This is a genomic window from Streptomyces sp. NPDC047072, assembly GCF_040643855.1.
In the GTDB taxonomy this organism is placed as follows: Bacteria; Actinomycetota; Actinomycetes; order Streptomycetales; family Streptomycetaceae; genus Streptomyces.
This window is the reverse complement of the sequence record NZ_JBEYVC010000118.1, coordinates 13,354-33,453: the sequence shown is the minus strand read 5'-3', so window position 1 is coordinate 33,453 and position 20,100 is coordinate 13,354. Positions and strand designations below refer to the sequence as shown.

The 20,100-nt window shown below is 72.1% G+C and carries 15 protein-coding genes; 11 read left to right on the top strand and 4 right to left on the bottom strand.

Going from position 1 to position 20,100, the window contains the following annotated elements; all coding sequences use genetic code 11:
- Positions 1 to 131: 131 nt before the first annotated feature.
- Positions 132 to 1,271, bottom strand: coding sequence for a S1 family peptidase (locus ABZ896_RS36025; protein ID WP_360938558.1), 1,140 nt, complete (start codon positions 1,269 to 1,271; stop codon positions 132 to 134).
- Positions 1,272 to 1,531: 260 nt separating this feature from the next.
- Here ABZ896_RS36025 and ABZ896_RS36020 point away from each other — a divergent pair, with 260 nt between their 5' ends.
- The gene (locus ABZ896_RS36020) at positions 1,532 to 2,233 is read left to right on the top strand and encodes a ThuA domain-containing protein (RefSeq protein ID WP_360938555.1); all 702 of its coding nucleotides are present in this window, start codon (positions 1,532 to 1,534) and stop codon (positions 2,231 to 2,233) included.
- Positions 2,212 to 3,312: a Gfo/Idh/MocA family oxidoreductase gene (locus tag ABZ896_RS36015; RefSeq protein ID WP_360938552.1), complete on the top strand. Its 1,101-nt coding sequence runs from the start codon at positions 2,212 to 2,214 to the stop codon at positions 3,310 to 3,312. The genes ABZ896_RS36020 and ABZ896_RS36015 overlap by 22 nt, the downstream gene beginning before the upstream one ends.
- 43 nt (positions 3,313 to 3,355) lie before the next feature.
- On the opposite strand, the gene ABZ896_RS36010 is transcribed toward ABZ896_RS36015, so the two are convergent.
- On the bottom strand, positions 3,356 to 4,834 hold the full coding sequence (locus ABZ896_RS36010; protein ID WP_360938549.1) for a glutamate--cysteine ligase: 1,479 nt from the start codon (positions 4,832 to 4,834) through the stop codon (positions 3,356 to 3,358).
- A 227-nt stretch (positions 4,835 to 5,061) separates the two neighbouring features.
- Between ABZ896_RS36010 and ABZ896_RS36005 the strand changes: the two genes are divergently transcribed.
- The 4 genes from ABZ896_RS36005 (at position 5,062) to ABZ896_RS35990 (ending at position 11,243) form a co-directional block, all read left to right on the top strand.
- On the top strand, positions 5,062 to 7,218 hold the full coding sequence (locus ABZ896_RS36005; protein ID WP_360938546.1) for a serine/threonine-protein kinase: 2,157 nt from the start codon (positions 5,062 to 5,064) through the stop codon (positions 7,216 to 7,218).
- Positions 7,219 to 7,331: 113 nt separating this feature from the next.
- Entirely contained in the window at positions 7,332 to 7,727 is a 396-nt protein-coding gene (locus tag ABZ896_RS36000) for a hypothetical protein (protein ID WP_360938543.1), read from the top strand.
- A gap of 83 nt (positions 7,728 to 7,810) precedes the next feature.
- Positions 7,811 to 8,941 carry a LacI family DNA-binding transcriptional regulator gene (locus ABZ896_RS35995; RefSeq protein ID WP_360938540.1) on the top strand — a complete coding sequence of 377 codons (1,131 nt, stop codon included), beginning with the start codon at positions 7,811 to 7,813 and terminating at the stop codon, positions 8,939 to 8,941.
- 91 nt (positions 8,942 to 9,032) lie between these two features.
- On the top strand, positions 9,033 to 11,243 hold the full coding sequence (locus ABZ896_RS35990; protein WP_360938537.1) for an MMPL family transporter: 2,211 nt from the start codon (positions 9,033 to 9,035) through the stop codon (positions 11,241 to 11,243).
- A gap of 13 nt (positions 11,244 to 11,256) precedes the next feature.
- Here ABZ896_RS35990 and ABZ896_RS35985 read toward each other — a convergent pair whose 3' ends face one another.
- Positions 11,257 to 12,864, bottom strand: coding sequence for a phospholipase D-like domain-containing protein (locus ABZ896_RS35985; RefSeq protein WP_360938534.1), 1,608 nt, complete (start codon positions 12,862 to 12,864; stop codon positions 11,257 to 11,259).
- 119 nt (positions 12,865 to 12,983) lie between these two features.
- On the bottom strand, positions 12,984 to 14,477 hold the full coding sequence (locus tag ABZ896_RS35980) for an alpha/beta fold hydrolase (RefSeq protein ID WP_360938532.1): 1,494 nt from the start codon (positions 14,475 to 14,477) through the stop codon (positions 12,984 to 12,986).
- Positions 14,478 to 14,645: 168 nt separating this feature from the next.
- Between ABZ896_RS35980 and ABZ896_RS35975 the strand changes: the two genes are divergently transcribed.
- Genes ABZ896_RS35975 through ABZ896_RS35955 form a run of 5 tightly spaced genes read left to right on the top strand, consistent with a single transcriptional unit; the run spans position 14,646 to position 20,088 of the window.
- Positions 14,646 to 15,902 (top strand): ATP-grasp domain-containing protein, encoded by a 1,257-nt coding sequence (locus tag ABZ896_RS35975; RefSeq protein WP_360938530.1) that lies wholly within the window; start codon positions 14,646 to 14,648, stop codon positions 15,900 to 15,902.
- The gene (locus ABZ896_RS35970) at positions 15,899 to 16,735 is read left to right on the top strand and encodes a DUF364 domain-containing protein (protein WP_360938527.1); all 837 of its coding nucleotides are present in this window, start codon (positions 15,899 to 15,901) and stop codon (positions 16,733 to 16,735) included. Before ABZ896_RS35975 ends, ABZ896_RS35970 begins: the two co-directional genes overlap by 4 nt.
- A complete protein-coding gene (locus tag ABZ896_RS35965) occupies positions 16,732 to 17,820 on the top strand; it encodes a pyridoxal-phosphate dependent enzyme (protein WP_360938524.1) in 1,089 nt (362 codons plus the stop codon). Before ABZ896_RS35970 ends, ABZ896_RS35965 begins: the two co-directional genes overlap by 4 nt.
- The gene (locus ABZ896_RS35960; protein WP_360938521.1) at positions 17,817 to 18,860 is read left to right on the top strand and encodes a dipeptide epimerase; all 1,044 of its coding nucleotides are present in this window, start codon (positions 17,817 to 17,819) and stop codon (positions 18,858 to 18,860) included. Before ABZ896_RS35965 ends, ABZ896_RS35960 begins: the two co-directional genes overlap by 4 nt.
- Positions 18,844 to 20,088 carry an MFS transporter gene (locus ABZ896_RS35955; protein WP_360938518.1) on the top strand — a complete coding sequence of 415 codons (1,245 nt, stop codon included), beginning with the start codon at positions 18,844 to 18,846 and terminating at the stop codon, positions 20,086 to 20,088. Before ABZ896_RS35960 ends, ABZ896_RS35955 begins: the two co-directional genes overlap by 17 nt.
- Positions 20,089 to 20,100: the final 12 nt, after the last annotated feature.

Here is a 20,100-nt window from a genome sequence, read left to right as displayed (position 1 = left end):
GGTCGGCGCGGGTCTCCTCCTGGCAGACGGCGAGCGCGTCGGCGATCTCGGCCGCGTGCGTCCGTACCAGCCCCGCTGAGACGTAGGGGGGTGAGCCCGGTTTCCGACCCAGGCCGGGCCCACCCCACCTCCTAGTAGGTGTGCAGGGTCAGGCCGTACCGGTTGAGGATCTCGTTGATGGGCTGGAACCAGGTCTCGCCGCCGCTGGAGCAGTTGCCCCAGCCGCCGGAGGTGACGCCCTGGGCCTGGTCGCCGCTGATGAACGAGCCGCCGGAGTCACCGCCTTCGGCGCAGACGTTGGTCTTCGTCATCTCGTAGACCGCGCCCTGGCTGTAGTTGACGGTCTCGTTCATCGCGAGGACCGTGCCGCAGTGCCAGTGGGTGGTCGACCCCGAACGGCAGATGGAGGTGCCGACGGGGGCCACGTTGGAGCCGCGCACAAGCTGGTCGGAGACCGTGCCCCAGCCGAGCACGACCGGCACGGTCCACCAGCCGCTGCCCACGTTCACCCAGGCGTAGTCGTTGCCGGGGAACGAGGAGCCCTGGAAGTTGCCGACGTACGACCCGTCCCAGCCGTAGACGCTGCCGGTGTGCTGGTCGCAGTGGCCGGCGGTGACGAAGCCGCCGTAGACGGAGAAGCCGATGGAGCAGCGGACGTTGCCGGTGTAGTAGGGGTCGCCGCCGACGGTTCCGGCGGCGAAGGTCGTGGGGGCCGCGGGGACCTGCTCGACGGTGACGGGGCCGGCCTGTCGGGCGCGGGCGAGGAAGGCTCGGACATCGTTGTCAGACTGCCTGCCCTCGACGACGTTCACGACGACCGTGCTCGCCTGCGGGTCGACGTGCCAGCTGCTGACGCTCTTCGGCGCCGACAGCTTGTTCAACTTCGCCTGCGTGGCGTCGAGTTCGCGGGAGCTGTGGGCGACCGTGCGGACGGTCGCGCCGGTGGTTCGGATCTTCTTCAGGGTCGCGGTGGACGCGTCCCGGGTGACCGCGACGGTCAGCTTGTTCGCGGAGGCGTCGAACCAGGAGCCGCCGTAGGAGGCCCCGGCGGCCTTGCGGGCCTCGGGGTCGACCGCGGTGGCCTGCTTCTCGGCGGCGAGCCTGGCCTCGGCCCCGGCCTTCGAGAGGCCGAAGTCCTTCTGCATCGCGGTGAGGAGACCCGCGGAGGCGGGCGGCTCGGCGGCGGTCGCGGACTGGGTGCCCGCGGCGGCGCCCGCGCCGAGCACGAGGAGTACGGCCAGACAGGCACGCGTGAATCTGGTGCGTCTCATGGAGGTGGCCCTTCGTCGTTCCAGCGAGGTGGGGTGGAACAGCAGAGCTCCGAGAGCGCTCTCAGGAGTGTGGCGCGGTCGAGACTAGCGGGAGCCGCCTGTCAGGTCCATACCAATCTCGGCATCATTCCCGGCCTGTCCCGGCCCGGTCGCGACCCGGTCCCGGCCGCGAAAATTTCGCGTGCCCGGTGCCCCCTTTTCCGGACGGCGGAAGCATGCACATAGTGAGGGGCCTTGCTCCCGGTCCCCGAAGGAACGCGATGACACGGAAGAAAGCCCTGGTCGTACGAGGTGGATGGGAGGGGCACCAGCCGGTCCGGGCCACGGAGCTCTTCCTGCCCTTCCTCCGGGACAACGGCTACGACGTCCGGATCGAGGAGTCGACGGACGTGTACGCGGACGCCACCGCGATGGCCGATACCGACCTCGTGGTGCAGTGCGTGACGATGTCGGAGATCAAGCCGGACCAGCTCTCGGGGCTGCGCGCGGCCGTCGAGGCCGGCACCGGCCTCACCGGCTGGCACGGCGGGATCGCCGACTCCTTCCGTGCCTCCTCCGACTATCTCCAGCTGGTGGGCGGCCAGTTCGCGACCCATCCCGGCAAGGAGCCGTGCGAGCGCCGGGGCGACGAGACGGACAACTTCCTCCCGCACACGGTCGAGGTCACCGGCCTCGGCCGCGAACACCCGATCACCGCGGGCGTCCGGGACTTCGAGCTGTGCACCGAGCAGTACTGGGTCCTGCACGACGACCTGATCGACGTCCTCGCCACCACCACCCATCCCGTACGGCCGTGGCACCCCTGGGACCGCCCGGTGACCTCTCCGGCGGTCTGGACCCGGCGCTGGGGTGCGGGGCGGATCGTGGTGACGACGCCGGGGCACAGCCTCGACGTGCTGGAGCACACGGACGTCCGCACGATCATCGAGAGGGGGATGCTGTGGGCGACGCGCACCGCGTAGGGGTCGTGGGTCTCGGCGTCATCTCCCGCGCCTACCTGGACACGCTGGCCGGGCATCCCGCCGTGAGCATCACCGCGGTCGCCGACCTCGACGCGTCCCGCTCGGCCGCGGTCGCCGCCCGGCTGCCGGGCGTGCGGGCCCTGTCCGTCGCCGAGTTGCTGAGCAGTCCGGACGTGGACACGGTCCTCAACCTCACCGTGCCCGGCGCGCACGCCGAGATCGCGCTGGGAGCCGTAGAGGCCGGGAAGAACGTGTACGGGGAGAAGCCGCTGACCGCCGAACTCCCCGACGCCCGAGCCCTGTTGGCGGCGGCCCGGCAGGCGGGCGTCGGTGTCGGCTGCGCCCCGGACACCGTCCTGGGCACCGGCATCCAGACGGCCCGGGCCGCCGTGGCGGAGGGGCGCATCGGCCGTCCCCTGTTCGCCTCGGCCGTGATGGTCACGCCGGGACACGAGCGGTGGCATCCCCACCCCGACTTCTACTACACCGTCGGCGGCGGCCCGCTCTATGACATGGGCCCGTACTACCTCGCCTCCCTCGTCCACCTGCTCGGCCCGGTGCGCGCCGTCACCGGTGCGGCGAGCAGGCTGCGCACCGAGCGCGTCATCGGCAGCGGGCCGCGCACGGGCGAGCGGATCCCGGTCGAGGTGGACAGCCACGTCACCGGCGTCCTGGAGCACGCGGGCGGCGTCCTGACCACGCTGACGACGAGTTTCGACGGCACGGCGACCACGGCCTCGCCGATCGAGGTGCACGGCGAGACGGGGACACTGTCGGTCCCGGACCCGAACCACTTCGAGGGAGAGGTACGGCACTTCGCGCTCGGCGGCGACACCTGGCGCGCGCTGCCGCCGTCGGCGGGCTACGTCGGTGGCACGCGGGGAGTCGGCCTGCTCGACTTTCTCGCCGCGGACGCACAGCGGGCACCCCGCGCGAGCGGTGAACTCGCCCTGCACGTCCTGGAGACGATGGACGCGCTGCTCCGCTCGGCGGCCGAGGGACGGCGCGTGGAGCTGACGACGTCGGTCGAGGTACCACCGCCGGTCCCGTTGACGCCGGCCGAGGGGTGGCGCTCCTGATCGAGCACCGGTGGAGCCTCTCCTTCCGGCCCCGTGCCCGTAGTCACTCCACGGGCCAGGTGTGTGCGGGTGCGTTGAGGTGCATGTAGTCCATGTACGTCAACGTCATCCGGCGCAGGGCCTCTTGGCGGTCGAGGCCGGCGTTCTTCTCCAGGTGGTGGACCGTCTCCGCCTGCCAGAGGGCGCCGTTGCGGCCGGTGACACAGCGCTGCTCGATGACACCGAGCAGGGGTTCGCGCCAGGCCGCGTCCAGGCCGGCGAGTTCGAGGCCCTGGTGGGCGAGGGGAAGCAGGCGGCGCAACACCAGTTCCGTGACCGGGACTTCGCCGACACCGGGCCAGTACAGGCGGGCGTCGATGCCGTCGCGGGCGGCGGTGTGCAGGTTCTCCTCGGCGACCGCGAAGGACATCCGCGTCCACACCGGCCGGTCCTCGTCGACGAGGGCGCGCGTCAGGCCGTAGTAGAAGGCGCCGTTGGCGAGGGTGTCGGCCACGGTGGGTCCTGCGGGCAGGACGCGGTTCTCGATGCGCAGATGCGGGCCGCTCGCGGTGACGGCGTAGACGGGCCGGTTCCAGCGGTAGATCGTGCCGTTGTGCAGGGTCAGTTCGCCGAGCTCCGGTACGCCGCCGCGGTCGAGGACCTCCTGCGGGTCCTCCTCGTCGCAGATCGGCAGGAGGGCCGGGAAGTAGCGGACGTTCTCCTCGAACAGGTCGAAGACGCTGGTGATCCAGCGCTCGCCGAACCACACCCGGGGCCGTACTCCTTGGGCCTTGATCTCCTCGGGGCGGGTGTCCGTGGCCTGTTCGAAGAGCGGTATGCGGGTCTCGCGCCACAGCTCTCTCCCGAACAGGAAGGGCGAGTTGGCGGCGAGGGCGGTCTGGACGCCGGCGACCGCCTGGGCCGCGTTCCAGTAGTCCGGGAACTCCCTGGGGGCGACCTGGAGATGGAACTGCGTGCTGGTGCAGGCGGCCTCGGGGGTGATGGCGTCGGCGTACATCGCCAGGCGCTCCACGCCGTCCACCCTGATCCGCAGGTCCTCGCCCCGGGCGGCGAAGATCTGCTCGTTGAGCAGCCGGTAGCGCGGGTCGCCGGAGAGGGCGGCCTCGCCGACGTCCCTGTCGCCGAGCGTCGGCAGGATGCCGATCATGATGAGGTGGGCGCCGACGGCCGCGGCGCGTTCCTGGGCGTGGTTGAGGGCGTCCCGGATCGTCCGCTCCCACGCCCCGGGGCCGCCCGTGGTCAGCTCGCGGGGCGGGATGTCGATCTCCAGGTTGAAGCGGCCCAGTTCGGTCGACCAGGCCGGGTCGGCGATGGCCTGGAGCACCTCGGTGTTGCGCATCGCCGGGCGTCCGTCGTCGTCCACCAGGTTGAGCTCGATCTCCATCCCGACCTGGGGGCGCTCGCTCTCGAAGCCCGACTCGCGCAGCATCTGCGCCAGCACGTCGAGGCAGGTGTGCATCTTGTCGCGGTAGCGGCGGCGGTCCTCCCGCGTGAACACCAGGGCCGGCACGTCACGTCCCATCGTGCCCTCCGGAGTTCCCCTCGGCGAACAGTCCGCTTCCAGCCTCCCACCTCGGACGGAACCCGGACAGTCGGCGGGCGCGGGCAATCCGGAACCGGAGCGGTGCGCGCCGTCACGGTCACCGATCGTGTCCACCCGGTCCGGGACGGAGCAGGTCACGCCCGTTAGAGTGAGCGGACCCTGTCAAGGGGGCCGGAGATTCCGGGACTGGGGGAAGGGGAGCCGGTGTGACGCTGCGCGAGAGCGATCCACGGTCGGCGGGCGGGTACCGGATCGAATCGCGGATCGGGACCGGCGGCATGGGGACCGTCTACCTCGGCAGATCCCCATCGGGGCGGGCCGTGGCCGTCAAGGTCGTCCACACGAAGTACGCCGACAACGCCGAGTTCCGGGCCAGGTTCCGTCAGGAGGTCGTGGCCGCGCGCCGGGTCAGCGGAGCGTTCACCGCGCCGGTCGTCGACGCCGATCCGGAGGCCGAACGGCCGTGGATGGCCACCGCGTTCGTCCCGGGCCGCACCCTCGCCGACCGGGTCGACGAGTCCGGGCCCCTGGACTGGGGCGCGTTGCGACGCCTCGGCACCGAACTCGCCGAAGCGCTGCGGGAGATACACCGCGCGGAGGTCGTGCACCGGGACCTCAAGCCCAGCAACGTGCTCCTGCTGGCGGGCGAGGGCGACGACGGCGCCGTACGCGTCATCGACTTCGGCATCTCGCGGGCGGCCGACAGCGACATCCGCACCCAGACCGGCATGGTGATGGGCTCGCCGCCGTTCATGGCGCCGGAGCAGTTCAGCCGTCCGCACGAGGTCGGCCCCGCCGTGGACGTCTTCTCGCTCGGCGCGGTCCTCGTCTACGCGACCACCGGGCACAGTCCCTTCGAGGCGGAGAACGCCTACCTCGCGGCCTACAACACCGTGCACCGCGAGCCGGCGCTCGGCGGAGTGCCCGCACCGCTGCTGCCCCTGGTGTCGGCCTGTCTCGCCAAGGAGCCGGCCGACCGTCCGACGTCGGCCGAGGTCCTCGACGCGCTGGCGGGGCTGCCCGAGGAGGTGCCCGACGACCGGTCCGACCCCTCCGGGGAGCGTTCGCGGGCTCCGGTCACGGTGCTGTCGGCGCCGGCGCCCGCCGAGACCGGCGGACAGCCCCGGCCGAGGCGCCGCAGGCGGTGGCTCTGGGCCGCCGTCGCCTGCGTGGTCGCCCTCGGTACGGCGGGCGCGGCCACGTTCACCGCGATCACCGGCGACTCGGCGGCCACGGTCACCGAGGCCGGCCGGACGACGGCGCAGGCGGGCTCCGGCGGTGCGGCTCCGGCGGGGTGGAAGCCCTGGCACAACGCGCTGGACAACGAAAAGGAGGACGTCCAGTCCTCCAGCCCGCTGTGCACCCCGGACGCCTTGGGGGTCTTCTGCGCCACCTGGGACATCGCGCTCGAGCGGCTGAACCCCGCGACAGGGCGCGTGGACTGGGCGAAGCCCATGAGCGACAAGAAAGTCTCCTCCGCCTCGCTGCGCAACCCCCAGATCCACGACGGCACGGTCTTCGTCAACAGCGCGGACCACTCCGAGGGGATGGACGCCTTCGACGCCGGCACCGGGAAGCGGCTGTGGGGGCTGTCCGGCCCGGTGGGACAGTACGACGTCCTGGGCGAGGTGCTCGTCGTGCGGCTGAGCGAACTCGGCTCCCACACCGCGCGCTTCGCCGCCTACGCGCCGCGCACCGGCGAGAAGCTGTGGCAGCGCGAGCTGACGTCCACCTCGACGAGCACCTTCCACGAGGGACCGGACGGCACGCTCTACGCCGATCTGCGCGGCGGCAACGGCCGGATCGACCGGCTCGACGCCCGCACCGGGCGGACGCTCGGCGGGGTCGCGGCACCGAAGGACGACCTGTGGCTGGCCACGGTCCACGACGGCACGGCGTACTACGCGGAGTGGGAGGGCGACACCGGTGGCTCCTCCGCCTTCTACGTCCAGGATCTCGACAAGGGCACTTCGCGCCGTATCGACTTCCCCTGGAGCGTCCAGCCGGAGGCGCCGCCACTGGTCCAGGGCACCACGATGTACCTCTTCGACTACGGCAACGAGACGCTGCTCGCCCTCGACCTCAAGCGCGGCACGCCGCTGTGGACCAGCTCTCGAGACCTGCGCGTCTTCAGCCAACCCTCCTTCCACCAGGGCCGGTTGTACGTCACGCTGCCCGACACCAGCATCATCGCCCTGGACCCGCGCACCGGGAAGGAGATCGGCCGCACGGCCAAGTCCTTCGACACGCAGGGCCGTTCGTTCGTGGATCTCAGCCCCACCTCGACTCCGCCCCTGCTGTCGGACGGCGTGCTGTACGGGGTGAGCGAGCTGGGGGTCTTCTCGGTGGCCGACGTCTCGTGAACCGGCCGTACTCCGACGGGAGTTGAGGGCAAGGGGGCTCGAATCCGCCCTGTGGCGGACGAGTGTCGTTGTCACAATAAGTCGACCCATCGACCTGTCCCACGGAGCCGACCATGCGTAGACCCGCCGCCCTGCTGGCCGTTGCCGCCGCCCTCACCCTCCCGCTGACAGCGCCGGCCGCCACCGCCTCGGCCACTTCCGCCGGCACCGGGACGACCGAGGTCACCTGCCAGGACTGGTCCGCCTATCCGCAGTACATCCGGCACATCTACCTCAGCCCCGAAAACCCCACCGCCACGCGGGACTTCGACGAGCACCCGGAGTACCTCACCTGCTACGAGTGGTCGGGGTCGACTCCGGCCACCATCGACTACTCCATCAGCTACGTCCAGAACGACGTGGACCACCCCGACGGAACAACGGGCACCCTCACCATGGGCCACGGCTTCGCGTGGACCCCCGGCACGCCGGGCTACGTCTACCGGGCGAGCTTCACGCTCATTCCCTGACAGCAAACGTTTACCGCCTTCGAGCACGCCACCCGCCCGTATCCGGCTGCCGCAACGCGTCTCACATGCAGTAACGTCGAGCCGTGACGGACAACGGGAACAGCGCACGGCCGGCCGCCGATCGTGGAGGCCGCTCGCCCAGACGCAAGCGGGCCGGCCTCGACGGGGGCGCCAAGGAGCGGCCGAGCACGATCCGCGATGTCGCCGCGAAGGCGGGCGTGTCCGTAGCAACCGTTTCCCGTACGCTCGCCGGGAACTACCCCGTCTCCGAGGAGACCCGGACCCGGGTCATGGCGGCCGTCGCCTCCCTGCACTACGTGGTCAACGTGCACGCCAAGGCGCTGTCCGGGCGGGTCGCCGGGCCCGTCGCCCTGGTCATCAAGGACATCACCGGCCCCTCGCTCGCCCATGTCGCCGCCGGGGTGGAGCAGGAGGCCGCCGACCGGGGCAGGCTCAGCCTGGTGTGCGCCACGCACGACGACCCGGCCCGCGAGGACGACCTGGTCCAGCTGATGCGGGAACAGCACGCCGCCGCCGTACTCCTGGTCGGTGGCGCGGTGCCCGACGAGGCGTACGACCGGCGCATGGCCGGGTACGCGAAGGCGCTGGACGCGGCCGGGTCGCGGCTGGTGCTGGTCGGCCGTCCGTCGCCGACACCCGGCCTGCCGGTCACCGTCGTGGACTACGACAACCGGGGCGGCGCCTTCCAGGCCGTCTCGCACCTGCTCGCGTACGGCCATCGGCGGGTCCTCTTCCTCGGCGGCGAGGCCGGGATCAGCAGCGCGCAGGAGCGCCGGGCCGGGTACCACGACGCGCTGCGCGCGCACGGCGTCGAGCCCGACGGGGAACTCGACACGACGGGCACGTACACCCGCGCCTCCGGCTACGCCCGCACCCGGGACGCGCTGCGGGACGGCCCGGAGTTCACGGCGGTGTTCGCGGCCTCCGACATGGTGGCCCTGGGCGCGCTGGCCGCGCTGCGCGAGGCCGGCCGGGACGTCCCCGGTGACGTGTCCGTGGTGGGCTTCGACGACGTGCCCTTCGCCACCGACCTGACCCCGGCGCTCACCACGGTCCGGGTGCCCTACGAGGAACTGGGCCGGACCGCCGTACGTCTGGCGCTGTCCCGCGGGGAGGCTCCGGCGGGCGAGGACCACGTGGTGCTCGGCACCCAGCTGATCATCCGGCAGTCGGTGAACCGGCTGACCTGGTAGGAGGCGTCCCGGCGGTCCCGACGTGCGGCCCTCCTGGCCCGGCCCCACACTTTGATCACCAAAGGGGGCCGATCGTGAGGAGTGCGGATCGATGGCTTCGCTGCTGTTCCGTCTGGGGTCCTTCGCCTTCCTGCGCCGCTGGTACGTGACCGTCCTGTGGGTCGTGGTGCTCGGCGCGCTCGGCTTCGCGTCCGCCAAGGCGTCCGAGGGGCCCGACAGCACGTTCACCATGCCGGGCATCGAGGCGCAGCGGGCGTTCGACCTGATGGAGGAGCGGTTCCCGGGTGCTCAGGCCGACGGCGCGACCGCGCGGATGGTGTTCGTGGCGCCCTCCGGCGAGAAGGTCACCTCGGCCGCCAACCGGGCGGCCATCGACAAGGCGGTGGCCGAGGCCGCGGACGGACAGCAGGTCGCCTCGGCCGTCGGTCCGTTCCAGGCGCAGGCGGTGAGCAAGGACGGCTCCACCGCGTACGCGTCCGTCACCTACACCGTGGTGGCCGACCAGCTCACCGACGCGGCGAAGAACACCCTGCGGGACGCGGCCCGGTCGGCCCGGGACGCGGGGCTGACCGTCGAGATGGGCGGCACCGCGCTGGCGAGCACACCCGAGGCGGGCGGCCTGGGCGAGGTGATCGGCATCCTGGTCGCGGCCGTGGTGCTGCTGGTGACCTTCGGGTCGATGGCCGCGGCCGGGCTGCCGCTGCTGACGGCGGTGCTCGGCGTCGGCATCAGCATGACCGCGATCACCGCGCTGGCCACCACGTTCGGCCTGTCCTCGACGACCGGCACGCTGGCCACGATGCTGGGCCTTGCCTGCGGTATCGACTACGCCCTGTTCGTGGTCTCGCGCTACCGCGAGGAGCGGGCCAACGGACACCCCGAGCGCGAGGCGGCCGGGCTGGCCGTCGGCACGGCGGGCTCGGCGGTGGTCTTCGCGGGGCTCACCGTGGTGATCGCGCTCGTGGGACTGTCGGTCGTCGGCATCCCCATGCTCACCAAGATGGGCCTGTGCGCGGCCGGTGCGGTCGTGATCGCCGTCCTGGTGTGTCTGACGCTGGTCCCGGCCCTGATCGGCTTCTGGCCGCGGGCCGTCCTCTCCCGCCGCTACCGGCTGACCGGCCGCCGGGTGCAGGGTGTGCTGGGCAACCGGGGCAGCCGCTGGGCGGAGTTCGTGCAGCGGCATCCCTTCCCCGTGCGGTTCAGCGCGATGGTGGTCCTCATCGTGCTCGCGATCCCCGTGCTCAGCCTGCAGTTGGGCATGCCCGGGGACGAGGCCAAGCCCACCTCCACCACCGAACGGCGGGCCTACGACGACCTCGCCGCCGGGTTCGGCCCCGGCTTCAACGGTCCGCTGACCGTCGTCGTGGACGCGAAGGGCGCCGATGATCCGAAGGCTGCCGTCGCGGCGATCGAGAAGAAGATCGGGGCCACACCGGGTGTCGTCTCGGTCGGCGCGGCCCGCTTCAACGCCGCGGGCGACACCGCCGTCTTCACCGCGGTGCCGGCCGACGCGCCCACCGACAAGAAGACCGAGGACCTCGTCCACACGATCCGTGACGAGCGCGCGGCGACCGTGGCCGGTACCGGGGCGACATTCGAGGTGACCGGCACGACCGCGCTGAACATCGACGTCGCCCAGAAGGTCCAACGGGCCCTGATTCCCTACCTGATCGTGGTGGTGGGCCTGGCCGTGGTGCTGCTGCTGATGGTGTTCCGGTCGATCTTCATCCCGCTGAAGGCGGCGCTCGGCTTCCTGCTCTCGGTGCTCGCCGCGCTCGGCTGTGTGGTCGCGGTCTTCCAGTGGGGCTGGGGTGCCTCGCTGATCGGGGTCGAGGCGACCGGGCCGGTGATGAGCATGATGCCGATCTTCCTGGTGGGCATCGTCTTCGGTCTCGCCATGGACTACGAGGTGTTCCTGGTCTCCCGGATCCGTGAGGCGTACGTCCACGGGCAGGGCGCCGGCGAGTCCATCACCACCGGGTTCCGGTACAGCGCCCGGGTGGTGGCCGCGGCCGCGCTCATCATGATCGCGGTGTTCGCCGGTTTCGTCACCGCCGACGACTCCATGATCAAGATGATCGGCTTCGGGCTCGCGGTGGCCGTCCTGTTCGACGCGTTCGTCGTCCGCATGGCCTTCGTCCCGGGTGTCCTCGCCCTCCTCGGCGACAAGGTGGCGTGGCTGCCCCGCTGGCTGGACCGGATCCTGCCGCACCTCGACGTGGAGGGCGAGGCGCTGAGCCGCGCCCACCCCGCGCCGAAGCCGCCGCAGCGCGAGGAGGGGCATGCGCCGGTGCCGATGTGAGTCCATGGACGTGTCAGAGAACGCCCGCCAGTAGCCGCCGTTGGTGGTCCCGTGCCGGTTCGTCGTAGTACTTGTCCCACCACCGCGCCGGGGTGAGCGGGACGGGCGCGTCGACTCCTGTCTCGGGACCCGGGGTCGGCTGGTGTGCGGCGAGGCGGAGCGCGTCGCGGAAGCGGTGGTGGTTGAACAGGCGGTGGAACTCCGTGAAGTAGGTCTCCGCCAGGCCGTGGTCACCGCGTATGACCAGCATGTTCTCGTCGTTCTTGTTGGCCGACGGGTTGCTGAAGTTGGCCGACCCGGTGACCACGACCGGGTCGTCGCCGAGCGGGTCGGCCAGCAGGTACTTCGTGTGCAGGTACTCGATGTTGTGGGAGAAGGGGTTGTCGTGTTCGGCCGCCCAGCCGGCCATACCGCCCTCCTCCACCAGACCGCAGGCCACCAGCTCGGTGTCGGGATCGGTGACCAGCTCCCGGTGCGCGTCGGCGACATGCGCGTCCTCGAACAGCAGCCATCTGAGGGCTGTGTGGTCGCCCGGGAGCAGTCCGGCGAAGCGTGGGTCGAACTTGAACGGGAACGTCACGCACACCAACTCCTGGGCGGAGCCGAAGAGTTCGGCGTAGCGGTCCTGTGCCGTGGTCCTCGTGTGCGGGCTGAACACCACGGAGATGCCCTCGGGCCAGGGGTCGGGCAGCGGATCGTGCTCGTCCACCCAGTTGTTGAGGGTGCCGGGGGTGGGGTCCGGGAGGAGCTGGGTCCAGTAGTCGGCGTACCGCTCGGCGATCGACGGGTCGGTGACGGTGTGGCCGACGTTCGACTGGCCGAAGATGCCGTTCTCGGTGATGTTGGTCGATCCGGTCCAGACCGCCCGGGGCACGCCGTCCCGGGCGGCCACGACGAACTTGTTGTGGGGTATCTGCGCCTTGGCCCGCCAGGTGACGACCAGGTCGTCGATCCCGGCGGCGGCCACCGCGTCCCGGTTGTCCGGGTGGTCGTACACCACGAGTCGGACGTCCGCGCCGGTGTCCGCCGCGACGCGGAACGCCTGGAGGACCGGCAGGTACTCGAACTCGTAGAAAGCACCCCGGAGTTGCTGGCGGTCGCCGACCGCCGTGCCGATGAAGCCGAGCAGGGCCTCCTCCAGTCCGCGTGAAAGCCACCGCCACGCCTCGCGGTTGGGGACGTCACGGGGGTGCCGGTTCTTGAAGCGCTCGGCGTATGCCTGGGAGGCGTAGACGCCCCGGTTGAACCAGACGCCGTGGACGCCCGGTTCCTCGGTCCGCACCCGAAGTTCGACGGTCGAGACCGGGGTCAGCTCCTCCCCCGGCTCGCCCGTCATCGTGTGGACACGGTAGGTGTAGGTGTGTCCGGGCTTGGCCCGGTAGTCGCCCCAGGCGAAGGTCTGGAACGGATTCCAGTTGGAGCCCCAGCGGTGCCTCGCCTCAGGGAACCGAAGTCGGTTGTCCAGCCAGCGGTGTCGCCCCTCGGTGTGGTCGAACCGCTCGACGGCGAAGCCGAGTACACCGTCCATGGCCGCCCGGTCGTGGTCGAAGCCGAGGACGACGACATACGTCCCCGCGATCGCCTGCGCCCGCAGTGGTCCCGAGCTGTCTCGCACGCGCATGCCCACGCCTCCCGATCGGGGATCGCCACCGGATTCCGGCGGCCCGACGTCCGGTGCCCGGCCTCTGCTTCGATCGTCCTCCGGACCCCCGCGCTCCGCGACTCGGGCGACCCGGCCCGTCAGGACACCGTCGGCAGCCCGGGCCCCGCACAGCGCAGATCGGCCGTCGGCACCACCCCGTCGACGAGATAGGCGGCCGCCGCCTCGTCCACACAGGCGTTGCCCCGGCTGGCGAACACGCCGTGGGAGTAGTCGTGGTCGAGGGTGACCAGCCGGGAGCCGGGCAGCAGGCGGCGCAGTTGGTGTGCCCCTTCGACGGGGGTGACGGGGTCGTGGGCCGAGGCCACGAGGAGCAGCGGCGGGGCGTAGGGGCTGCCGAGCGGGGTGTTGCGGGCGGGGCGGTGGTGCCAGTAGGCGCAGGTGGAGGCCTCCATGCCGGTCAGGACCGGTTGGGCGTCGAGTCTGCGGGTGGTGCGGATGTCCGCCAGGATCCGGGCGGGCGTCTGAGCGAGGGAGTCGGCGCACTTGACGATCCGGTTGGCGGCCTCGTAGGTGCGTGACTCGGGGCTGTCGAAGGCGGACGCGGGCTTCAGGCGGTCCACACCGCCGTCGCGGACGTAGGCCCGTAGGCCGTCGGCCAGCCCCGCCCAGCGTTCGGTGCGGCCGAGCGCGCGGTACACGGCACGGTCGAACTCAGCGGGGCCGAAGCCGGCGACCGGCTGTGCGGCGAGTCCGGCGCGGACGCGCAGGTACGCCCGCCGTACGGCCGTAGCGCTGTCGCCCAGGCCGAAGCGGTCGGCGTGGGCGGCCGTCCAGGCGAAGAAGGTGTCCCGCTGCCGCAGCAGCGCGCGGCTCTGGACGACGTCGAACGTGTACCAGTCCCAGGGGCCGACGACGCTGTCGAGGACCATGCGGCCGGTGCGGTGCGGGAAGCGGGCGGCGTAGGCCGCGCCGAGGTAGGTGCCGTAGGAGACGCCGAGGAAGTTCGTCCTGGGCTCGCCGAGAGCCGCGCGGATCGCGTCCATGTCCCGGACGGTCTGTTCCGTCGAGAGGTACGGCAGGAGGGCGCCCGCGCTCGTCGCGCAGTCGTCGGCCATCGCATGCAGGGAAGCCAGGTACGCCCGTTCCGCCGTCGGTCCGACCGGGACCGGGTCGGTGCCCGGGCTGTCGAAGAGACCGCCCATCGCGCCGCAGTCGGCCGGAGTGCTCTGTCCGACACCGCGCGGATCGAAGCCGATGACGTCGTAGGCGCGGCGCACGCTCTCCGGGAGCTTGGCGCGCTTGGTGACCGCGTAGGGCAGGCCCGAGCCGCCCGGGCCGCCGGGGTTCACCAGCAGGGCGCCGCGGTGCTCGGCCGGGGTGCCGGTGGCGGGGACGCGGGAGACGGCGACCTCGATGCGCGGGCCGCGGGGGTCGTCCCAGTCGAGCGGGACGCTGATCCGCGCGCACTCGACGCGGTCGGGGGCCGCGGGCTTCGGCACGGAGGCGGGGCAGGCGCCGAAGCGGAGGCTCGGTGCCGGGTCGGCGGCTTGAGTAGCGGCTTGGGCGGGGGGCGCCGGGAGCAGCGCGGTGGCGGTGACGAGTGCGCACAGCAGGGCGCGGGGACGGGACAAGGATCTCTCCGGTCGGGATCGGCAAGAGGCCGGGCGAGGGCCCGGTAAGGGACTGGTAAATGAAAATGATTATCGATAACGTGAGCGAGCGCAATGCCCGGCCCCGCCCTCCCGAGGGCTTCTCCGGGCTGCCCTGACGCCTGAACGGACCGCACGAAAAGGGGAGTTGTGGCTCATCTGTTGATGGTCGAGAGCTGGGTCGGGTCGATGAGCAGGCTGCTGCCACGGTCGATCCGGGAGGGCGGACACGAGTTCACGTTCCTCACCCGCGACCTGCACCACTACCTCCGCTCGGCCCCCGAGGGGACGGCGCACCCGCTGCTCGGCGCCCGCAACGTGATCACCGCGGACACCAACGACCTCGACACCCTGGTGCCGCGGATCGAGCGGCTCCACGAGGTGCTGCGCTTCGACGGCGTGCTCACCTCCTGCGACTACTACCTGCCGACGGTGGCCCGGATCGCCGGACATCTGGGGCTGCCGGGCTCGGCCCCGGAGGCGGTCGAGAACGCCTGCCGCAAGGACGCCACCCGCCGGGTCCTCGCCGACGCGGGAGTACCGGGACCGCGTTTCGCCGTGCACGAGGAGTGGGCCGACCTCGCCCGGGCGGCCGCGGAGATCGGCTACCCACTGGTGATCAAGCCCGTCGACCTGTGCGCGGGGATGTTCGTACGGCGGGTCGACGACGAGGAGCAACTTGCCGCTGCGGTACGGGCATTGGGCGACTTCCCGGTCAATGCCCGGGGCCAGCGACGGCAGCCCGCCGTCCTTCTGGAGGAGCTGCTGGACGGCCCGGAGGTGAGCGTCGAGACCGTGTCGCACGCGGGCGCGGTGCACGTCGTGGGTGTGACCGACAAGAGCATCGGCGGGGCGCCCGCGTTCATCGAGACCGGGCACATGTTCCCGGCCGACCTCGCCACCGCGGACAGCGAGGCGGCCGAGCAGACCGCGCTCGCCGCGCTCAAGGCGCTCGGTCTGACGGAGGGCGTGGTGGCGCACACCGAGATCAAGCTGACCTCGGCCGGTCCGCGCGTGGTCGAGGTCAACCCCCGCCCCGCCGGGAACCGCATCACCGAACTGGTCCGCCATGTCACCGGCATCGACCTGGCCGCGGCCTTCGTCGAGGTGTCCCTCGGCCGCGAACCCGATCTGCGGGGCGGTGAGACCGGGCTGCGGAGCGCGGCCATCGGCTTCCTCGTTCCCGAGACGTCCGGGACGCTCGAAGCGCTGCCGGGTGCCGAACTCCATCTGTCCGAAGGCGTGTTGGAGGTGCAGCTCGCCTCGCAGGGCCGACAGGTGAAGGCGGCGGGCAGCAACAACGAGTACCTCGGGCACGTCATGGCGGGCGACTCCGAAGGGCTGCGCGCCCGCGGCCGTGTCGAGGAGCTGCTCGACCAGGTGCGGTCCGGGCTGGTGATCCGATGACCGCCCTCACCGACATATCCACCTACGAGGAACTCCTGACCCGCGTCCGCGCGGGCGAGCTGGGCCCCGATCCCGCGACCCGGCGCATCGCCGTGGCCTTCACCACCCGGCAGGCGGTACGGCACGCCGGCCGCGGGACGGGCTACCGCAACGAGGTCCTCAGCCTGCGCCTGGGCCGAGCCGTCGGCTCCTGTGCCGTCGAGCCGGGAGCCCTCCCCGATCACGCGGTCGAGGAGTGCGTGGGCGCCTCGGTGGCCGAGCTGCTGGACCACCCGCTGCCGCCCGTGCAAGTGGCCGCGCTGGACGCCTACTTGATGCACATCACCCCGCACACGCCCGAGAACGGCGCGCGGCCCGTCCCGCTGGCCGCCGGGACATCGCTGGAGAAGTCCACAGCCCGGGCGAAGGCGGTCGTCGAACTGCTGGACCTCGCGCCGGGCGCGACCGTGCTGGTCGTCGGAGTCGTCAACTCCCTCCTGGAAGCGCTGCGTTCACGCGGTCTGCGCTATGTGCCCTGCGACCTCAAGGGCGGCCTGACCGAGTGGGGCGAGCCGGTCGTCACCGACGCGCTCGCCGAGGCCGGCCGCTGTGACGCCCTGCTGGTGTCCGGGATGACGCTCGGCAACGGCACCTTCGAGGCGCTACGGCGGCACGCGCTGACGTCCGGCAAGCAGCTGGTGATGTTCTCGCAGACGGGCAGCGCCGTCCTGCCCCGCTTCCTCGGCCACGGGGTGAGCGCGGTGTGCGCGGAGCCGTACCCCTTCTTCTGGCTGGACGGCGGGCCGGGCGTCATCCACCGTTACGGCGGCCCCCGCCCGGAGGCCGTCCGATGACCACGGCGGCCGTACGGCCCCTCGCGCGCCCGGAGTTGCTCACTCTGCTCGGCCGCACTCCCCTGGTCCGGGTGACCGCCGACCTGCCCGGTCCGCAGCCCGGGTTCTGGGCCAAGCTCGAAGGGCTCGCGGCGGGTGGCATGAAGGCGCGGGCGGCCGTGTCGATGCTGCTGGGCGCCCGGGGACGCGGTGAACTGCGGCCAGGGGCACCGGTGGTGGAGTCCACCTCCGGGACGCTCGGTATCGGGCTCGCCTTCGCCGGGCAGGCCCTCGGCCATCCGGTCGTGCTGGTCGGCGACAGCGAACTGGAGCCGTCCATGCGCCAGTTGCTGCGGGCTCACGGTGTGCGGCTGGAGATCGTGGACCGCCCGGCGCCCCTCGGCGGCTGGCAGGCGGCACGGCTCGCCCGGCTGCGGGAGCTGCTCGCCCTGCTGCCCGACGCGTACTGGCCGGACCAGTACAACAACCCCGACAACAGCGCCGGTTACGCCTCCCTCGCCGCCGAACTCGTCGACCGGCTGGACCACTTGGACATCCTGGTGTGCAGCGTCGGTACCGGCGGACACAGCGCGGGCATCATCGGGCCGTTGCGCAGGCGGTGGCCCGCGCTGCGGCTGATCGGCGTCGACTCGACCGGCTCGACCATCTTCGGCCAGCCCGCCCGGCCACGGTTGATGCGCGGCCTGGGCAGCAGCATCCATCCGCGCAACGTGGTCCACGACGCCTTCGACGAGGTGCACTGGGTCGGGCCCGCCGAGGCGGTCGACAGCTGCCGTCGGCTCGCGCGGGGCAGCTTCGTCAGCGGCGGCTGGAGCACGGGAGCGGCCGCCCGGGTCGCCGCCTGGGCCGCCCGTGTCCATCCCGGCGCGGTCGTCGCGACCGTCTTCCCGGACGGCCCGCACCGCTACCTCGGCACCGTCTACGACGACGACTTCGCCGCCGCGCACGGCCTCGACCCGGCCGCCGCGGCCACCCGCCCGGTCGAGATACCGCACCCGCACGCGGCGGAGGCCACCGGCTGGGTGCGCTGCACCCGCGTGACCGACCCCCTGAAGGCCGTACCCCATCCGGAAAGGACCCCGTGAAGGCCAGCCTGCGCACCGTACGCCTCGCCCTCGCCGAGCCGTTGCGCATCTCCCGCTCCACCATGTCCGCCCGCGACGCCGTGTGGCTGTCCGTCGAGCACGACGGGGTCGTCGGCCACGGCGAGGCCGTCAGCAGCGTGTACTACGGGCTCGATGCCCCGACCTTGGGGCGGCTCCTGACGGCGGAAGGTGAGCGCCTCGCCCGTTTCCCCGATCCCGAAAGCGCCCTGGAATCCAGGGAGTTGACGTCCGTCCCATCTGCCGTCACCGCCGCCGTCGAGGCCGCGCTGCTCGATCTCGTCGGAAAGCGGGCGGGCACACCCGTGTACCGCCTGCTCGGCGGCCGTCGCGCCCCCGTCGCGGTCACCGCCCGGACCATCGGGATCACCTCGCTCGCCCGTGCGGCGGAGCAGGCCCGTCGGCTCGTGGCGAGCGGGTTCGAGGTCGTCAAGGTGAAGGCGGGCGCGCCCGATCCGGAGGACGACGTGGAGCGGGTACGGGTGATCCGGGACGCCGCTCCCCGGGCCCGCCTGTTGCTCGACCCCAACGGCGCCTGGAGCGTGGCGCAGGCCGAAGCCCTGCTCCCCCGGTTCGCCGGCCTCGGTGTCGAGGCCGTCGAGCAGCCGCTCGCGCCCGGGGATCCGGAGGCGCTCGGGGCGCTGGCGGAACGTTCCCCCTTGCCGATCATCGCCGACGAGGACGCCGTGGGCCTCGACGACGTGCGCCGGCTGGCCGGGCGGGTGCAGGGCGTCAACGTCAAGCTCGCCAAGTGCGGCGGGGTGCGTGCGGCGCTGCGGATCGCCGAGGCGATCGAGGGCAGCGGCACGGAGTTGATGCTGGGCTGCCTCACCGCCAGCAGCCTGGGGCTCGCGCCCGCCGTCCATCTCGCCGACCGGGCATGCTGGGCCGACCTCGACGGGCATCTGCTGCTCGCCCACGACCCGTGGACCGGGATCGGCGGCGCGGACGGGATCGTCCGCGCAAGTGACCTGCCCGGCCTCGGAGTTCAGGAGGTGGTGGCGCGTGAGGACGTGGCGTGAGATGCGGCGCTTCCCGGCCGCCGTCCGGCTGCTGCTGGTCAACCAGCTGGGCGTCAACATCGGCTTCTATCTGCTGATCCCCTACCTCGCGACCCACCTCACCGACAACCTGGGCATGTCGGCGGCCGTCGTCGGGATCGTCCTCGGGGTGCGCAACCTCAGCCAGCAGGGGCTGTTCATCATCGGCGGCTCGGCCTCCGACCGGCTCGGTGCGCGCGGGGTCATCATCGCGGGCTGTGCCCTGCGGACCGTCGGGTTCGCGCTGTTCGCGCTCGGGGACAGTCTGGCCGTCCTGCTGGCCGCGTCGGTGCTCAGCGGGCTCGCCGGGGCACTCTTCAACCCGGCCGTGCGCACCTACATCGCGCAGGAGTCCGCGGACCGGAAGGCGGAGGCGTTCGCGCTGTTCAACGTCTTCGCCACCACCGGCGCCCTGATCGGCCCGCTGCTCGGCAGCGCGCTGCTGTTCGTGGACTTCCGGACGTCCGCGCTGACCGCCGCCGCGATCTTCGCGGTCCTCACCGTCGCACAGGCCCTGGTGCTGCCGGCCCGCGCGGTCGAGCCGAGCAGGGGCACGGTGCTCGGGGACTGGCGCGAGGTGGTGGGCAACCGGGCCTTCCTCGCCTTCGCGCTGGCCATGGTCGGCATGTTCACCCTGGAGAACCAGCTCTACCTGCTGCTGCCGGACGGTGCCCGGGAGGCGACCGGCTGGGACGGTGCCGCCGGACTGGTCTTCCTCGTCGGCACGCTCGCCAACCTGGCGCTCCAACTGCGCATCACGCGTGCCCTCAAGGAGCGGGGAAACAGGGCGCGTTGGATCGCGACCGGCCTCGGCCTGATGGCGGTGGCGTTCCTGCCGCCCGCCCTGGTCGCGGGTTCCTCCGGCAACGCGGTGCTGCGCGCGCTGCCCGTCCTGGTCGGCGCCCTGCTGCTCTACGTCGGGGTGATGGTCGCCCAGCCCTTCGTGATGGAGCTGATCCCCGGCTTCGGCCGCTCCGAGCTGACCGGCACCTACTTCGGGATCTTCTACGTCGTCTCCGGGATCGCGGCCGCCGTCGGCAACACCGTCGTCGGCTGGGCCATGGACGCCGGAGAGCGGGGCGACGCCGACTGGCTGCCGTGGGCGTGCTGCGCTCTGTTCGGGCTCGCCTCCGCGCTGGGCGTGGCCTGGCTGCACCGGCTCGGGTCGCTGCCCACGGGGCCGAAGCCCGCCGTACCGGCGACGGTCTGAGGAGGGATCCGG